Consider the following 17836-nt stretch of genomic DNA (forward strand, 5'->3'; position numbering starts at 1 on the left):
CATTGTGACAAGGCTTCAAATGAAAACCATAATTAAAACCAATAATAAAAAATATCAGAGTTAAACCAACACAGAAACGATAAAAATGTATCTAAAGAAGACAATTATAACAATCTCATTTACGCTTCTTGCGGTAATGGCTGCATTTGCCCAGACTTCAGCTCCGGCGTCTTTGAAAGATAATGATAATAAGACTGCCATTGAAGTATACAATATTATGAAGGCTCAAGGTAGCACTTCAATAGGAAAGGGTAAATCCGAAAAGGGTAAATCCAACAATGCTTATCCTAAAGTGAATATCAACGGTTACGCAGTCAAGGTCGGTCCGGATGTCTACGGCCTGCCGTCAGTAGAACTTTCCGAGACAAAAGGTGGTAAAGCTCGCATATTATGTGTATTACCATTCACCGATTACCTGAAACTGCGACACGTAAGTACGGGCGATAAAGTCGTTATGAATGGCGAGGTCAGAGGCTATACCGATAAGTTAGATTTTGTTGTTGTCAAGCAGTCAAAGATAGTATCGGTAAATGGCAAGAAGCCGTGATGACGTAATCCTGACAATATCGAATTAAGTAAGTCTTGTAAATTAATTTATATCAAAGCTGTGTTTTGATGTGAACGAAGTTTCGACTTACGACGAAGGCGTATAGCCGTGGCTCTATAACTGAGGAGTAAATCGGAAATGCGTCACAGCAAACTCAGATTTGCTATAAATTAATTTTCAAGACTTACTTGTAATCAAAAAGTGAAACTTAGAAATTTAAGCGACGTCCATAACATTCGATAATAAAGTGTCCCGAAAGAGATGATAAAACTTTCGGGACACTTTGATTTATTATAGATTATATTATTCAGTGAGAAGGCTTTTACGAATACGACTAAGGTAAGTCGGTGTAATTTTCAGATAAGAAGCAAGTTCTTTTAAGGGTATCTGTTGAAGTATCTCCGGACAGCTTTTTATCAGATATAAGTATCTGTCTTTTGGAGACTTCTTGTATAAATCAATCAGCCTGTCATAAGTCTGGCAGATAATCATTTTTGATAATTCCTGTAGCGCTTCCGTATGTTTGGACATTACCTCATTGACAATATCCCCTTCGCAGATAATAACTTTGGCTTTTGTAGCGGCGACAATCTCGCTCCTCGCATCTGCATTTTCCAAAATTGAAAGATAATCGGCAACCAAGGCATCCTTAAAGAAAAATCCAATAATTTGTTCGTTCCCTCTGAAATCCCTCACGATATGCTTGAAGTAGCCTGACTCTATGAAACCCAAGTAATACGCAGGCTGACCCTCATAACAGAATCTTTCACCTTTAGCGAAAACCTTTCTTTTACCATGACTCTTACAAATAGAGTACCACAGGTCAGCATTGACCCCTTCAAAATATGTATTGAACATATGTTTCATATCGACTGCAAAATTACAAAAATTTCCCGAGATACGAAAGGAATATAACACTGATTATTAGCTGTATATTTGATTATCACCCTAATTTAATCGTTGATACAGTTAAAGACATACCAAGCATTGAAGCCTGATCTGTCTATTGTGGATTGTCAAATTCCGAAATGTCGAGCCGGAAAACACGGCGCAGTTGCCGACATAGGATAATGGGGCTGAGGTTCAGCCATCATCGATGGTTTATGTCCCTGCGGTGAGTCTGTTGTGTGGAAATTAATGGTATTAACTGTCGTTTCAGCCTTTACATCAGGCTGAGACTGCTGGGATTGCTCCTGCTTATTCTCTATGCCGTCATTCTCATCGTGTTTGACTCCCATGCGGTCGTCCAGCACTTTAAACTCACCGTCGTTTTTCAGTGCGCTCTATGAGCTGCATGAATGAAGTTCGTAGGTTTTTCTGCCATTGACCATCAGTCAGCGTGTTGTTGACATTGGAGCTTTCACTACCGCACGGTCTGAGGCCTGATTTATGCGGATAAGCAGTCGGTGAGGGGAAAATAGAGAATTTTGTAAAATTATGGCGGTATTGTGATATTTGATGTGGATGAGGAATGCTATTTTTGCAGCAGTTAAACTTCGCTTCTATTTGATATGAAACTGTTCTACTATTTAATTTGCATCTATATGTTTATCGGCTGCATTACGGTCAATGCAGAGGATGCAACAAAATTTTATGAGAATCCTGTGTGGCCAATGCCCACTGCTGACCCGGCGGTAATCCGTGCGGATGACGGGGCTTTTTATGTCTATGCCACTCAGGGAATAGATGCAGATAGTGTGATGTGTAATATCCAGGTGCTCCGTTCGTATGATTTAATCAACTGGACACATCTCGGAGATGCATTGCCCAAGAAACCTGAATGGGCTCACTCAACTCAGAATTTCTGGGCACCTCATGTGACTCGTCATGAAAATAAGTATTATATGTATTATTCTGCTGAGCCGGATGCTGAAGTCAAGACAGGGACTGATTTAGGACTCTGTCTCGCTGTGGCTGTCTCCGATAACCCCGCAGGTCCGTTTATTGATTCGGGAAAACCGTTGATTTCAGGTGATGGTTTTGATAATATAGATCCTATGGTCTTTAATGATTCTGTGAGCGGGAAAAATTTCCTTTATTGGGGCTCGGGATTCAAGCCATTAAAAGTGAAGGAGCTTGCTGATGACATGATTAGTTTTACGGATGATACTCCGGGCATCGAGCTCATCAAGGCTTTCGGACCGGGTTATGGATTCCTTGTAGAGGGTTCATGGGTGATTTACCGCAACGGTTATTATTATTTGTTTTATTCCGGTGACAATTGTTGCGGAGAGCGTGCGCACTATGCAGTGATGGTGGCGCGCTCTATGAGTCCTACCGGACCGTTTGAGGTCTATAGTGATGGACGTGATGACGGTTGTCCTATTTTGTCGGAGGGTGCCAGATGGATGGCATGCGGCCATAACTCCATTATCACCGATGACGAGGGGCGAGACTGGATTATGTATCATGCGATAAATCGAGCAGACAGGATGATTCATAAAGACAATAAGCCGGAAGACAAACGCGTACTCATGATTGATGCGATAGAGTATCGTGACGGATGGCCAAGGGTAGTTGGCGATTATCCGTCGGAAACTAAATGTCCGGCGCCGCGAGTAAGAAAACACGATTAATACGATTAAGTGAAAGGCGGCTTTTGTGTTAATTGGTATGATTATGTCTGTGTCAATTTTGAGGTAGATTATTTTAGCCGGCTTATTGAGATATTATGTCGAAAATGATGTAAGATGACTATAATCTACGTATTTTCAGATATATAAGCTTTGTAGTTCTAATGTTGACAAAAGGCCGGAGTTGACACAAATGTTGCATCTGACAGAATCGTTGCAGGAAATGCTCGGTTCATAATAGTGTATGATTTGGCAAAGTTGTAATTTTGCATTAACATAAATTTGATATATGAGTGCAAAATTGAAATACGAGCCTGAATTTTCAAAATTCTTCATTGTGACTCTGATTATGCTTATGTTCGGAGTTGAGATGAAGGGAATGGACGAATATCTCTTTAGAATATATCGAGTTGAAGACGGACTGTCGCAAAATACAATATGGTGCTCTATGCAGGACCATAACGGTTTTGTGTGGTTTGGTACGAGAGACGGACTGAACCGTTTTGACGGATGTCATTTCAGAGTTTTCAGAAACCGCCCGGATGATGATACCAGTTTGGGAAATAACTTTGTCCGCGCACTCTACGAAAAGTCTGACCATTTTATCCTTGTGGGTACGGATAACGGTCTGTTTAAGTATAATCCTGACGAGGGAATATTCTCTTATGTAAACCTTCCGGGTACGGAAAATGATATGCAGGTTGCAATCAATGCCATTACTGCTGACCGCGAAGGACGGATATGGATAGGTACATTCGGGCAAGGAGTGTATGTTTATGACAATGGCAAGTGGAGCAATTATCGAGCTACGGGAAAGGCCGGGGACTTGAAGTCAGACCGTGTGTGGAAAATTTTTCTTGATTCATACGGAACGATATGGGTTGGTACGCTTGGCGGTGGTCTCAATCGTTATGACGCATCACGCAGGTCCTTCAAGTGCTTTAACTTCGATACCTCGGGGATTGACAACGATATTTATGAGATATATGAGGATTCGTCGCATCGTTTCTGGATAGGTACATGGGGATGGGGACTGCTCTGCATGAATCGCCGTGATGAGACGTTTACCACAGAGGTTTCTCAGGATGTATGCGAGGCTATAAGGTCTGTTCACGAGACAGCTCCGGGAGTCTTTCTACTTGGTGGCAATTCGGGACTATTTCAATATAATAGTGTGACCGGAGAGTGCCGGGAGATTTCGCTTTCGGGCGCGAATACACCTCTCCAGGTGAATGATGCAGTCTATTCGATACTGTCCGATAGAGAAGGTGGATTATGGGTAGGCGGATATTTCGCAGGGTTGAACTATACCCATGGTAATGTGCGGAATTTCACACACTACCGGTTGGCGGATTTAAGGTCTGATCCTACCGGTTCGGTGGCAGGCAAAATGATTGAAGACGGGAAACGCAATCTCTGGGTAGCCACCGAGAATCGGGGACTTGTCTGTTTCGACAGATATAACCGTAGCATGAAATTTATCAGTGAACCACAACTTTCACATAACAATCTTCACGCATTAATGCTTGAGGGTGATAACCTATGGGTTGGCAACCTGAGAGGTACGATAGATATTGTGAATACAGCGACTTCCAAAGTCGAAAAGACTATGAATCATGCCGATGGGCTTGATGTAGGACCTATCTATGCCATTTTCAGAACACATAGCAACGATATATATGTCGGAGGAATTTTCGGACTGCTGAAATATGACAGGTCGACACGGCGATTTGTACGCGAGACAAAATTCCCTCATACGGCTTTTGTATATGATATAATAGAGGATAATGAAGGCTTGATGTGGGTTGCCACTTACGGAAATGGTATTTTTACGTTTGATGCTCATTCAGGCAAATGGTATTGCTATCAGCATAATCCGGCGGATGAAACTACGCTTAAATCCAATAAAGTCATCAGCCTATGTATGGACGATCGCGGCTTAATATGGATTGGAACCGAGGGTGGGGGACTTTCCCGATTCAATCGCGGGGACGGGACATTCATCTCATACGTGGAAAAAGATGGTCTGCCGAATAATGTGATTTACGGCATTGTGCCTGATCGTAGTGGTGCTTTGTGGATGAGTTCCAATGCCGGACTCTCTTGTTTCTATCCCGACAACGATTCGATATGCGACTATAAATACAGTGATGGTTTGTTAGGTTCGCAGTTCAACTACAAATCCTCCATACGTTTAGGAGACGGTTCGCTGTGTTTTGGTGGCATAGATGGTATCAACATTTTTAATCCGGGACGAATTGATCGTAATGCTTATGTACCTCCGGTTATGATAACGGGTTATGATTGTATTCGTCACGATGGCACCCATGATGAAAACTTCGTTAACGGTGAGAATGGTTGTGCAAAACTTGATTTTTACGATGTGGCTTCTGTGTCATTTGATTTCGTAGCTCTTAGCTATACCGATCCGTCTAAAAATATGTATGCCTTCCGGCTTAAGGGTGTAGACCATGACTGGGTTTATACTGATGATTCTCATAGCGCTATCTACAGGAATCTGCCATCGGGCAAATATACGTTCGAAGTGAAAGGTTCCAACAGCGACGGAGTGTGGAATCCCGATGTCACTTCGATAGACTTTGTGATTCATCCTCCGATTTACCGCAGTAATATGGCCTATGTAATCTACATTCTGCTGGGTGTATCGTTGATATATTGGGCCTATACCGGTGTCAGGACACGGCACGAACGTCGGCGGATGCTTGCGCAGATGAAATATGAAAACGAGAAGCAGCATGAGTATCATGAAACTCAGCTGAGTTTCTTTACCAATATCGCCCACGAGATTCGTACGCCGCTCAGTCTGATTAATGCGCCGCTTGAGGATATTAAGGATATGTATCCTAACAATAAGGATTTTAAGGAGGCTGTAGATGTGATGCGAGACAATACGTCGCGCCTGATGACTCTTGTCAATCAACTGCTTGATTTCCGTCAGCTGCCCCACATGTCGCCCCTCAAATTTTCGGCGGTGGATATCAATACTTTGATCGATGCAATCAGCAGTCGATTCGGATTGCTTGCCCGACGGAGAGGGGTTGTAATATCCAAGCATCTGCCTTCCGAGCATATTATCGCGTATACCGATAGCGATGCGATTACCAAGATTTTGAGCAATCTGATGTTTAATGCGGTAAAATATACCCGTGATTCCATAGCCATAAGCGGGGAAGTATTGGATGACGGCCGTAGGTTTGTAATCAAAGTCGCAGATAATGGCAAGGGCATACCGGCAGGACAGAAAGAAAAAATATTTACACCATTCTATACTACGGCTACTGTTGAGAATCTTCCGATTTCAGGTACGGGACTCGGTCTGGCTATCGTCAGCAGACTTGTGGAGCTATTGAAAGGTACTGTCGAGGTGTCAGATAATGACCCGGCGGGATGCGTATTTACCATAGAGCTGCCGCTTGGCGACAGTGCGATGATAGCACGGGATAATGTAAGTAACTCTGAAGTCTACGAGGAGACCTCGTCAGATGATACAACTCCGGCGGGTGAGTCGGCGATATTGTCAGCAATGTCTGAGGTTGAAAAGCCGGCGGGCGCACTCAAAACCATACTTGTGGTTGAGGATAATGCTGAATTAAGAGATTTCCTTGTCAAGAAATTGCGCACGGAGTATAATGTCATGTCGGCCGAGAACGGCAAGGTCGCGCTCGGAGTGCTTGAGAATCACGATGTGGATCTGGTCATTACCGACGTGCTCATGCCTGAGATGGATGGCATCCAATTGTGCGAGGCTATCAGGTCGCAGAGCAGATGGGATAATGTCAGTATAATCATCCTCACCGCCGTGTCGGACGAGGGTATTCATGTCAAGGGTCTTGATGTCGGTGCCGATGCCTATTTAGCCAAGCCGTTCTCGGTAGGTCTGCTGCGCACTCAGATACAGAATATATTAGCATCGCGTGCGAGAATCCGACAGGAATATATGGAGAAATCCTGGCTACCCTACAAGGAATCCAAGGATACCCAGGTTGATGAAAGTTTTGTTAAGGAAGTTGACAGAATAATAGAGGCGCACCTTACAGACAGCGAATTTAACATTGACGTACTTGCTACGGAAATGAATATGAGTCGCAGCGGTCTTCATAGGAAGATGCGCAGCGAGATGTCGACCACCCCCAATGACTACGTACGTCTGTTCAGACTTAAGAAGGCTGCCAAGCTTCTGGCAACGGGTCAGTATCAGGTGTCGGCCGTAGGGTATATGGTAGGGTTTAATACACCCTCTTATTTCAGTAAATCTTTCCTTGCTCAGTTTGGTGTCAGTCCGAAAGATTTTCTATCCAAAGTTGTAGATAAAGATGGCTCCAAAACCAAATCAGGCAATAGTTCAGAAACAGATTCCAAATAGTGTATTCTTAAAATCCACTGAAAGAATTGTTGCATCATTTGACAGGATATAATCAGCTATATAACCGTCTACCGCCTAATTTTGCATCACAACACGAGGTCTCAAAGGCCTGTGGAAATCTTACCTGAAACCAATCATTATAAATAATAGTAACTAATGCATGCTTTAAATCTAATCGTAAAAGGCGTGACCATACCCAGACTACTGCTCGGCTTATCATTAGCCGTGGGTACAGTTTCGGGTGCGTCGGCAATGCCGGAACCCCAGGCTAAGGCTACCGCCGGGCAGATTATGGCTTCCGGTACTGTCGAGGATTCTTCCGGTGAACCTCTTATCGGAGCTAGTGTCATGGTCGCAGGTACTTCAATGGGGAGCACTACTGATTTTGACGGCAACTTTTCAATAAAGGTTCCTTCCGGTTCCAAGCTCCTTATTTCGTATGTTGGATACAAACCTATAGAGGTTGCCGCCGGTGAGCATCTTCGGGTTGTATTGACCGAAGATTCCGAAGTTCTCGATGAGGTAGTGGTAGTCGGTTACGGCACTCAGAAGAAGACTACTCTCACCGGAGCTGTCGGTGGCGTAAAAGGCGATGAGGTGCTCAAGTCTCCTGTTGCCAACATCCAGCAGTCACTTACCGGTCGTATTCCCGGCCTTGCAACAACCGTGACATCAGGCGAACCCGGTGCCGACGATGTTACTTTCTGGCTGCGTGGTGCGGGCACTGTCAACGGTACAGCACCGCTTATTCTCGTTGACGGCGTGCCTCGCGACAATATGCGTGTGATCGATCCTCGTGAGGTAGAGAGCATTTCTGTGCTAAAGGATGCTTCTGCCACTGCGGTGTTCGGTGTGCGTGGTGCCAACGGTGTGATTCTTATCACTACCAAGCGCGGTAAGAAAGGTAAACTTGAAGTGTCTGCTTCTTTTGAATATTCGATTCAGGAGATTGCACACCGAGAAAAGACTCTTGACTCATATACCTTCGCTCTCTTGAAGAACGAAGGTCTGCGCAACGACGGTATAGTGTCGACCGATTCTCGTTACTACTCGGAAGCCGACCTTGCCGCGTATCAGTCATGGCTCACAGGAGACCCTACAGATCCTGTCGGTCACCCCAACACTAACTGGATGGATGTACTGTTCAGGGACTATGCTCCGCAGACTCGCGCCAATGTAGTGCTTAACGGCGGCTCCGAGTCGACTCAGTATTTTGTGTCTGCAGGCTACACCTATCAGGGCGGTATGTTTAACGTTCCATCGAAGGATAAGGTCGGCTATAACGCCAACACCAATCTGAATCGTTATAATTTCCGCTCTAACGTAGACCATCAGATTAGTAAATACCTCAAGGCCAGTCTTGACATATCGAGCTATATCGAGAAAGTCAACAAACCGGCACGTTCAGGAGATAATATCTATCCCTGGGCCTATGTGCTTCGTCCTACCACTCCCGGTCCTGTCACTCCGGAAGACAATCCGTATCCTTTCGAGTATAATGGCCAGCTGTCTGAAATGGCTCCGGGAATGCTTGTTGTCGACGAGAACGGCCGAAACGATCCAAGTGCGTATGGCAACCTTACCCGTACCGGCTACGAGAAGCAGACCCGCGCAGGTGTGAACGTAATAGGTAACCTTATCCTTGATCTTTCGTTTATCACTCCGGGCCTCTCAACACGCGGCCTTGTGTCGTTCGAGTCAAAGGCTAATACCTATCAGTTTGCCGCTAAGGACTATGCCGCTTACTACCTTGACAGAACTCAGGAAGATTACGTATGGAAGCTGGCGGATGTGAACAAACCGGAAGACGGCGAGCTCTCACCAGCAAGAGCACATTCTCAAGCTATTTTGTCAACCTTCAGTGGTATCTGAACTACAACCGTACTTTTGCCGACCGTCATGATGTAGGAGCCATGCTTCTTCTCCAACGCGACTATCGCCGTACTGAGGCTACCGGTGGTGACGGAGTGCTTCCTTATAATGTTATCGGACTTTCCGGAAGGTTCCAATATGCCTACGATTCCCGCTATCTCATCGAATTCAACATGGGCTATAATGGTTCCGAGCAATTCTCACCGAAAAAGCGTTTCGGTTTCTTCCCCGCGGTTTCCGCAGGATGGGTGATTAGCAATGAGAAGTTCTGGGCTCCTCTCGCTACAACTGTATCCAACTTCAAGCTTCGTGGTTCGTGGGGTAAGGTCGGAAATGATAACATCGGCGGCAGTCGATTCCTTTTCCTTGATAATGTTGGAATCGTAGGGACCGGTGCATACTGGGATTCCCGTGAGAACGGAATCTACGATATGCCTTCTCTTGGTATAGGTAATGGTTATAACGTGTCTTACCTCGGTATCGGTAACCCTGATATCACTTGGGAGGTTGCTACAAAGACCAACGTGGGTATAGACCTCACTCTTTTCAACCATTTGACCGTGACCGGCGATGTCTTTTGGGAGAACCGCGACCACATGCTTATCAACCGTAACACTATTCCTACTCTCCAGGGCCTTCCCGGCGGTGTCCTTCCGAAAGTCAATATGGGTGAGATGGAAAACCATGGTTTCGAAATTTCAGCACAGTGGCGTCAGACTATCGGAAGAGACTTCTCATTCAGTATCGGAGCTAATTTCTCCCGTACCAAGAATAAGATCACTAAGTTTGATGAAGTGCCGCTTGGCGAAGATTATGCTTATCGCTATCGCACCACAGGTTTCTCCTACGGACAGCAATGGGGCTATCGGATAAACTACGAGGTCAATCCCGAACTGGGTCTTGACGGCTCCGGATTCTTTAACTCTCAGGAGGCGATAGACAATTATGCATCATATGGTATCGGTGTTCCACGCCCCGGAGACTTCGTCTACCAGGACCTTAACGACGACGGCGTAATCGATACGAAAGACCTCGCTCCTGTAGGTAAGTCTACAGCCTTCCCGGGTATAACCTACGGTTTCAATCTTTCTGCCAACTGGAAAGGCTTCGACCTCTCCTGCCTTTTCTCCGGTGTGGCCGATTATTCTGTCAACCGTCAGGGTTGGGGTATCTTCGAGGAGCATGGTCAGGGTGGCGGTGTCTACTCGCAGCAGCTTGGCCGTTGGAGCCAGGAGAGATATGAGGCCGGTGAGAAGATTACTTGGCCGCGTCTTTCTTCGGCAGGAGGAAGCACAAGCCATGTGACCAACGACTTCTATGTAATGGATGGTTCGTTCCTTCGCCTTAAGAACGTTGAGATCGGATATTCATTTCCTTCTTCAATCACCCGTCCGCTTCACGCTCAGGAAATCCGAGTGTATGTCAATGGCAATAACCTCGTGACATGGGACAAGCAGCGCACTTCTGTCTACGATATCGAACAGGCAGTTATGGCTTATCCTACGATGCGTGTATATAACTTCGGTATTAACGTTACTTTCTGATAATTTTGATATGAAATCACTACATAAATCCTTACTTCTTGGCGCGGCAATGGTCGGTATGTCGCTGGCGTCGTGCAACGATGCCCTTGACGTGACACCTGATGGCCGTCTCCCGATTGATGAGGCCTACCAGGATCCAAGAGGTACGGCTGCCGCGTTCAAGACGTGCTTCAATCATCTTCCACGTCGTGGAAATCGCGGTGTCTATTTCTGGATGAATGCACGTATTCCTCTTTCAGATGAGGGATACGTAAATGCCGCAGGTTTTGCCATCGCCGACTGTTATGAGGGTAGAACAACTGCTGATAACGATTGGCGCTGGAGCATCGGCCATGTCGGAGGTTTCGATGCAATGTATTGGGAGCGTTACTGGGGACAGATTCGTTCCATCAACGAATTCCTGCAGTATCTTCCTGACGCCGCGATGACTACTGAGAGCGACCGTCCTGTCTGGGAGGCTGAGGCCAAGATTCTGAGAGCGTTCTTCATGAATGAGCTAATAAAGCTTCATGGACCGCTGCCGGTCGTGAAAGAAGTCTTTGCCCTCGACTATGACTTTGCGACTCTTGGCCGTGGCACTTATCGCAGGAATGCGGAAGCAATCATCGAAGATTGTGAGGCAGCCCTGGCTTGCCCGTCCCTGCCCTGGCGTTGGGACAGTCCGACATATAAGATGCGCATGAACAAGGCCATGGCCTGTGCCATCAAGGCAGAGGCAGCTTTGTTTGCTGCCAGCCCCCTCAATAATGAAGGCGAAGATATGTGGGAATGGGCATATCAGGTGTGCAAGGACAGTTATGAGCAACTTGTAAGTAATGGTTATGAACTTTACACTGTCGTTGCCAATCCTGCAGTCTATGGCGACAATCCCTATCAGGAGCTTTTCGCTCTTCAGCAGGATCTTTCTACGACTCCTCGTGACAAGGAGACAATTTTCCAGTTCACAGGTCAGGGTTCTAATCTTAGTATGTTCAATGCCCCGGCAAGTTATGCCGATAAGGGGTATTGGGCAGGCATCTGTCCTACTCAGGAACTCGTAGACGCCTACGATATGATATCCACCGGCAAGAGCGTGCTGAATCTCGCCAATCCTTACAACGACGAATATCATCTTGTGCCCAACTACAATCCGGGCTCGGGATATGATGAAAACAATCCTTATGAAGGCCGCGACAAGCGTTTCTATGCCACTGTCCTTTACAATGGTGCGCAGAGAGCCGGAAAAGTCTGCAATATCTATACTTACGATGCTGAGCATAAGAAAGGCAACCGACGCCGTACGGATGGCGCCGACCGTATAAATGAAGGCGTAAAGGAATATACCGCTACAGGATACTATCGTCTTAAGTCTCTTCCTATGGACTCCTATGGAACCGATACAGGTGAAGAAGGCGATGGAGGCACAAAATACTATCGTCTTGGAGGCGTGATGCTCGACTACGCAGAGGCTGCCATTGAAGCCGGTCATATCGAAGAAGGCCTTAAGATGATTAATGAGATTCGTCATCGTGCCGGTTTCTCTTCGGCCGTCGATCTCAAGACATCCGACAAGGAGTATGCCCGTCTGCTTGTGCGCCACGAACGTCAGGTGGAACTGGCATTTGAGGAGAACCGATATTTCGACCAGATCCGCTGGTGTCTTCCCGATGAGGACATTCAGGATGTCAAGTACTCTACGGGTATGAGCATACAGCGTTGGGATGTGGGTACGACTAACGACCTCGATCATTACACTTACACCCGCATTATGCTCAACCAGAATGAGGATGAACCTAACCGTCCTACCCGTAAGTGCTATGTGTCGAAATATAAGAGATATCCTATCCCCATTAACGAGGCGTCGCTGTTTGAATCCATCACCGGCGAAAAATGGCAGAATCCGGGATGGTAATTCCGGAAACAACATTAACAACTCAAGACGAACATGAAAACATTAATAAATGCAAAATATCTGGCGCTCGGCCTGATGTGTGTGGCAGCTCCGGCAGTTGCAATTGCCGCTCCCATTGAGACGTCTGAGCTCGACGAGCAAAACAATGTCACCCTTATCGGCAAAGTGCTCAATGAGAATAATGAGCCGCTTGCAGGTGTGGTGGTTAAGGTTGTCGACTCGACTATCCAGGGCGTCACCAACATAGACGGTGAGTTCAATTTCAATGTGCCGCAGGGATTCAATCAGCTTTCTCTCCAGTACGTCGGTTATACCACGAGCTCTGTCGAAGCTACTCCCGGAAAAGAGAATGTCTACACTCTCGCTCCCGATGCATATGGCATGAGCAAGGTACTTACCCTTGCTCAGGGCCTTACTACGACTGAAGAGGCTCTCACCGGAGCAGTGTCTTCCGTTAGTGGCAAGACCCTCGAGAAGATGCCTTCTGCCGGCACCACCGCCCGTCTGGCAGGTCAGCTCTCCGGCCTCGGTTTCATCTCAGGCACGAGCGACCTCAATGCCGACGGCGCGACTCTCTTCGTACGTGGTCGCCGTTCCATCAACGGCAACGACCCACTGATTGTGCTCAACGGTGTGCCTTCTCCTACTACCGACCTCAACATCATTGACCCTTCTATCATAGAAGACATTGTGCTTCTGAAGGATGCCTCTTCCATGGCTCTTTACGGCCAGCAGGGTGCAAACGGAGCGTTGCTTATCAACACGCGTCAGGGTAGGCAGGGTAGAACCGACATCAGCGTTTCCGCTCAGTTCGCTGTGCAGCAGGCTACTGTCCTCCCGGCTGTGATGAATTCTTGGCAGTATATGCGTCTTCGCGACCAGGCTCTTATGAATGATGGTCTCGCTCCGCTTTACTCACAGGATCAGATAGACCTCTCTCGTCAGGGCAACAATATTCTTTATCCCAACAACCGTTGGTATGACATGTATACTAAGGATGCGGCTACAATGCAGCGCTACAACGTTAACATTACCGGCGGCAACCAAAGGGTGCTCTACTTCCTTAATGCTTCATACCTGCGACAGGGTAGCCTCATCAAGACTGAGAAGCAGGAGAAGTATAATCCTGAATTCTATCTCAATCGCTTCAATGTCACCAGCAACCTTCAGGTCAACATCTTCTCCAACCTGAAGGCCGGCCTCAACACGAATGTTGTGATAGACAATCAGAACAGTCCCAACAGCGATGACTTCATCGGCACGATGCTCCGTACTCCCGCGATAGAATACGGTCCGTTCACCACAGATATCATCAATGAAGAAGGAGAGATAGTGCCTTACGACAAGGGTATCGTTGCTCAGGACTTCAACATGAATCCAATCTACGGCAGACTTAATAAGAGTGGTAACCGCAACACCACCCGCACAACTGTCAATGCCGCCCTCAATCTTGACTGGGGACTCGACTTCATCACCAAAGGTCTTTACGCAAAGGGACTTCTCGGCTATGAAGCCCGCTATTCCGAGACTACTTACGGCAACACCGACTATCAGCGCTACATCCTTGATGAAGATGCTACCGAAGCCTACGGCAAGCCTGTATTCACTGAATTCGGTACCAACGTCAATACTCCGCCTTCCATGTCGAAGGGAAGCGAACAGTATTACTATCTGAACTTCCTCGGTGGAGTAGGCTACAACCGTGAGTTTGACAACACTCACAGCGTGGATGCTTTTGCAAGCTACTTCTATCAGGACTACATGAAGCAGAACTTCGATGCACAGGGAATGCTTCCCTACAGTCGCTCCAACGTTTCGCTTCATGCCAAGTATGGCTTCAAGCACCGCTACTATCTCCAGTTTGACGGCTCCTACAGCGGAAGCGACGCTTTCTGTAAGGCTCCCAACAAGGTGCGCTGGGGATTTTTCCCATCAGTGTCGGGTTCTTGGGTGATTTCCAATGAATCATTCTATGGCAACTCAGGCATGTCGCAATGGCTCAACATGTTTAAGCTTCGTGCTTCCTATGGCCTTGTCGGCAATGATATCATTGCGGGAGGACGCCGTTTCCTCTATATGGACCAATATTCGGTAGGAGGTGGTGGCTATCTCAGTCAGTCTCCTTATTACGGCGCTATGGCAGCCGAGGGTCTTCTCGGCAACCCGGCCATCGAATGGGAGAAGGTCTACAAGCAGAACTACGGCATTGACCTTGGCTTCGGCAACTGCGTAGCCGTTCACTTCGATTACTTCCGTGAGAATATGCACGACATGGTGGTGCAGTCAGAACTCTTCCCCGATTTCTCGGGTACTGACTGCGGTAACCTTCCTTACATCAACTACGGTAAGATGCGCAACTCCGGATTTGATTTCGATGTCAACTTCCACAAGCAACTTAATCAGGATTGGTATCTTTCAGTCGGAGCACGTGGCGGATATGCCAAGAATAAAGTCATCAGCACAGGTGAGCTTGACCGCTCAGAAGCCGGTTACTTCTATGGCAAGCGTACGGAAGGCTACTCGCTCGGTACTACCTGGGGTTATGTGATTGACTATTCAAACGGCAATTGTTACTACAATAGCCTTGAGGAAATAGCAGCAGGCCCCCTCTTCGAGGGAGAACAGCCCCGTGTAGGCGACTTCCGTTATATTGACCTCAATAATGACGGTATAATCAATGAAAAGGACATGGCACCGTTCAGTGGTACCGATATTCCGACATTCAACTACGGTTTCGATGTTCAGGCAAAATGGCGTGACTTCGATATCTACTTGCTCTTCCAGGGCGCTACAGGAAGATCTATCTTCACAAGCGGTCTTGGAGCATGGGAAAATGAATGGCGCGGAACATACGCTGACATCCATATGCATGCCTATACTCCCGAGCGTTTCGCAGATGGCGCTGAAATAACTTACCCCGCATTGACATCCACAAATTCAACCAGCCTTCGCTCGAACTCGTTCTTTATCACCAATCGTGACTACCTGCGTCTGAAGACTCTTGAATTCGGCTACAATCTTCCTTCCAAAATCTGCAAGAAGGCTACATTGCAGGCCGTACGCTTCTACTTCACCGGCATGAACCTTCTGACTTTCGACAAGCGTCGTTTTAAGGATTTTGACGTTGAAGCCATCAATGCAGCGTCATATCCCATCTATCGCACTTATAATATAGGTGTCAACGTAACATTCTAATTTTTAGTGAAATGAAATTCCTCAACGATATACTGGTCGTAGCTGCTCTCTCTGTCTCCCTTGCGGCCTGCTCCCCGGAATATAACCCCGACGGGCGCATTGACAAGGATGAGATTTTCTCCACTGACAAAAAGACTTTCAGCTACCTTAACCTCTGCTATAGCCATCTGCAGAATCAGAGAAAGGGCAATTGGTATGGAAATGACGCCTTCCTTGCATCTTTCACCGATGATTCCTATGATGCCAATACTGTTGACAACAGCTCTTCCGCCCGCTATTGGCGTGGCGCCTCGACTGCCTACGACTTTCCGGTAGAGTCAGGTGTCAACGGTGGATGCTGGAGCGAATACTTCAAGGGTCTCAATCAGTGCAACACTTTCCTTGAAAATATCGATAACGCCGTTGTCAACATGGAGGCTGACCGTGAGGCCTGGAAGGTACAGTGTCTTGTGCTTCGTGCTCTGTATTCTCTTGAGCTTGCAAAGCGCTACAATGAGATTCCTTACTCAACTCAGTCATATGACGCAGACTTTGATTTCGGCAAAGCTGAGTTCAAGAACTTCAGCGAAGTGGCACGTCAGATTTTTGCCGATTGCGACGAAGCATTAGCTAGCGAAGAGCTTAAATGGAACACAACCAGCAACGAAGCGCTTCGTGGCATGATGACTAAGGGCGTGGCATATGCCATCAAGTCGCAGACAGCCCTCTTTGCGGCAAGCCCTCTCTATAGCGATGGGTCAATTACTTGGAGTGATGCCGAGAAGATTACCAAGGAGAGTCTTGATGCACTCCGTGAGAATGGCTACGAACTTTTCACAAAATCCGGTAATGCCCAGCAGAACATCAGTGCTTACGATACATATTTCAACACCCGCCCCGACGGCGCACGCGTGACTGACAAAGAGACTATTCTCGAAACTCGTGACCAGCTCTCGGTATGGATTTCAAGCGGTCTTCCCTCCGTTACCGGCTCTTTGAGTGCAGGTAATTGCCCGAGTCAGGAACTCGTGGATATGTATGAGACTGTTGACGGCATACAGCCAATCCTCGGCTATTCAGACAGCAAACATCTCCAGCCCATCATCAATCCGGATGCGAATCTCTATGATGAGCGGAATCCCTATGCAAACCGAGACCCGCGTCTTGCTTCTACTATCTACTATCATGGTGGTAAAAAAGCTCTCAACAACAACAGCACGGTAGATACAAGCAACGGAGGCGCGGAGAGTATCGACCTTCTCAAGCAGGACAAGAAGCATACGCCGACCGGCTATTATCTGCGAAAATACAACAACTTCGGTTCGGACCTCAATACCAACAGCGATGGTTATTTCCGTCAGTTCCGTTTTGCAGAAATCCTTCTCAACTATGCTGAAGCTGCCGCTATGGCGAATGCAAATGTTCCTCAGACTGCTTACGACGCCGTCAATGAGGTTAGAAATCGAGTGAAGATGCCTGCTCTCAGCGGCCTTAGCCAGGAGGAATTCATCAAGCGCGTTCGCAATGAACGCCGTGTGGAATTTGCCTTCGAGGAGCAGCGTTACTACGACGTGCGTCGTTGGAAGATACTCGACAGCAACTTCAATGTCATCACAGGCATGAAGGTGACAGTAGCCGCCGACGGCAATCCCCGCTTCGAGCGCTTTGTAGTGGATGAAAGTCGCAACTGCAGCAACGAGAAGTATCTTCTTTCACCGATTCCCGGCAATGAGGTGATTCGTATTCAGACTCTTAGCGGTGTTCGCCACCAGAATCCCGGTTGGGAGTAAGATGACCCTCAGGAAGAGATATGTATAAATGATTATAGTTTTTTTGAATTTCCAATAAGTA

The 17836-nt window shown here is 47.0% G+C and carries 10 protein-coding genes and 1 pseudogene; 9 read left to right on the forward strand and 2 right to left on the reverse strand.

Features of this window, described 5'->3' with window-relative positions:
- The first annotated feature begins 85 nt into the window (after window positions 1–85).
- Window positions 86–547: a hypothetical protein gene (locus tag K2G41_RS03630; protein ID WP_300114598.1), complete on the forward strand. Its 462-nt coding sequence runs from the start codon at window positions 86–88 to the stop codon at window positions 545–547.
- 303 nt (window positions 548–850) lie between these two features.
- On the opposite strand, the gene K2G41_RS03635 is transcribed toward K2G41_RS03630, so the two are convergent.
- Together K2G41_RS03635 and K2G41_RS03640 are read right to left on the reverse strand one after the other, a co-directional pair.
- The gene (locus K2G41_RS03635; protein WP_300114600.1) at window positions 851–1414 is read right to left on the reverse strand and encodes a Crp/Fnr family transcriptional regulator; all 564 of its coding nucleotides are present in this window, start codon (window positions 1412–1414) and stop codon (window positions 851–853) included.
- A gap of 149 nt (window positions 1415–1563) precedes the next feature.
- Entirely contained in the window at window positions 1564–1785 is a 222-nt protein-coding gene (locus tag K2G41_RS03640; protein ID WP_300114602.1) for a hypothetical protein, read from the reverse strand.
- A gap of 273 nt (window positions 1786–2058) precedes the next feature.
- Between K2G41_RS03640 and K2G41_RS03645 the strand changes: the two genes are divergently transcribed.
- The 8 genes and pseudogenes from K2G41_RS03645 (at window position 2059) to K2G41_RS03675 (ending at window position 17775) form a co-directional block, all read left to right on the forward strand.
- Window positions 2059–3123: a glycoside hydrolase family 43 protein gene (locus K2G41_RS03645; protein ID WP_300114604.1), complete on the forward strand. Its 1065-nt coding sequence runs from the start codon at window positions 2059–2061 to the stop codon at window positions 3121–3123.
- A 376-nt stretch (window positions 3124–3499) separates the two neighbouring features.
- A pseudogene (locus tag K2G41_RS12380) lies at window positions 3500–3601 on the forward strand (two-component regulator propeller domain-containing protein); the annotation flags it as partial.
- Window positions 3602–3676: 75 nt separating this feature from the next.
- Window positions 3677–7504 (forward strand): two-component regulator propeller domain-containing protein, encoded by a 3828-nt coding sequence (locus K2G41_RS03650; RefSeq protein WP_300114607.1) that lies wholly within the window; start codon window positions 3677–3679, stop codon window positions 7502–7504.
- A gap of 252 nt (window positions 7505–7756) precedes the next feature.
- Window positions 7757–9376: a SusC/RagA family TonB-linked outer membrane protein gene (locus tag K2G41_RS03655; RefSeq protein WP_300114609.1), complete on the forward strand. Its 1620-nt coding sequence runs from the start codon at window positions 7757–7759 to the stop codon at window positions 9374–9376.
- A complete protein-coding gene (locus K2G41_RS03660; RefSeq protein ID WP_300114611.1) occupies window positions 9280–10920 on the forward strand; it encodes a SusC/RagA family TonB-linked outer membrane protein in 1641 nt (546 codons plus the stop codon). The genes K2G41_RS03655 and K2G41_RS03660 overlap by 97 nt, the downstream gene beginning before the upstream one ends.
- Window positions 10921–10930: 10 nt before the next feature.
- Entirely contained in the window at window positions 10931–12811 is a 1881-nt protein-coding gene (locus tag K2G41_RS03665) for a RagB/SusD family nutrient uptake outer membrane protein (protein ID WP_300114614.1), read from the forward strand.
- A gap of 33 nt (window positions 12812–12844) precedes the next feature.
- A complete protein-coding gene (locus K2G41_RS03670; protein WP_300114616.1) occupies window positions 12845–16006 on the forward strand; it encodes a SusC/RagA family TonB-linked outer membrane protein in 3162 nt (1053 codons plus the stop codon).
- Window positions 16007–16017: 11 nt separating this feature from the next.
- Entirely contained in the window at window positions 16018–17775 is a 1758-nt protein-coding gene (locus K2G41_RS03675; RefSeq protein WP_300114619.1) for a RagB/SusD family nutrient uptake outer membrane protein, read from the forward strand.
- The last annotated feature ends 61 nt before the right edge of the window (window positions 17776–17836 follow it).

This window comes from Duncaniella sp., from assembly GCF_029056165.1.
Taxonomy (GTDB): Bacteria; Bacteroidota; Bacteroidia; order Bacteroidales; family Muribaculaceae; genus Duncaniella.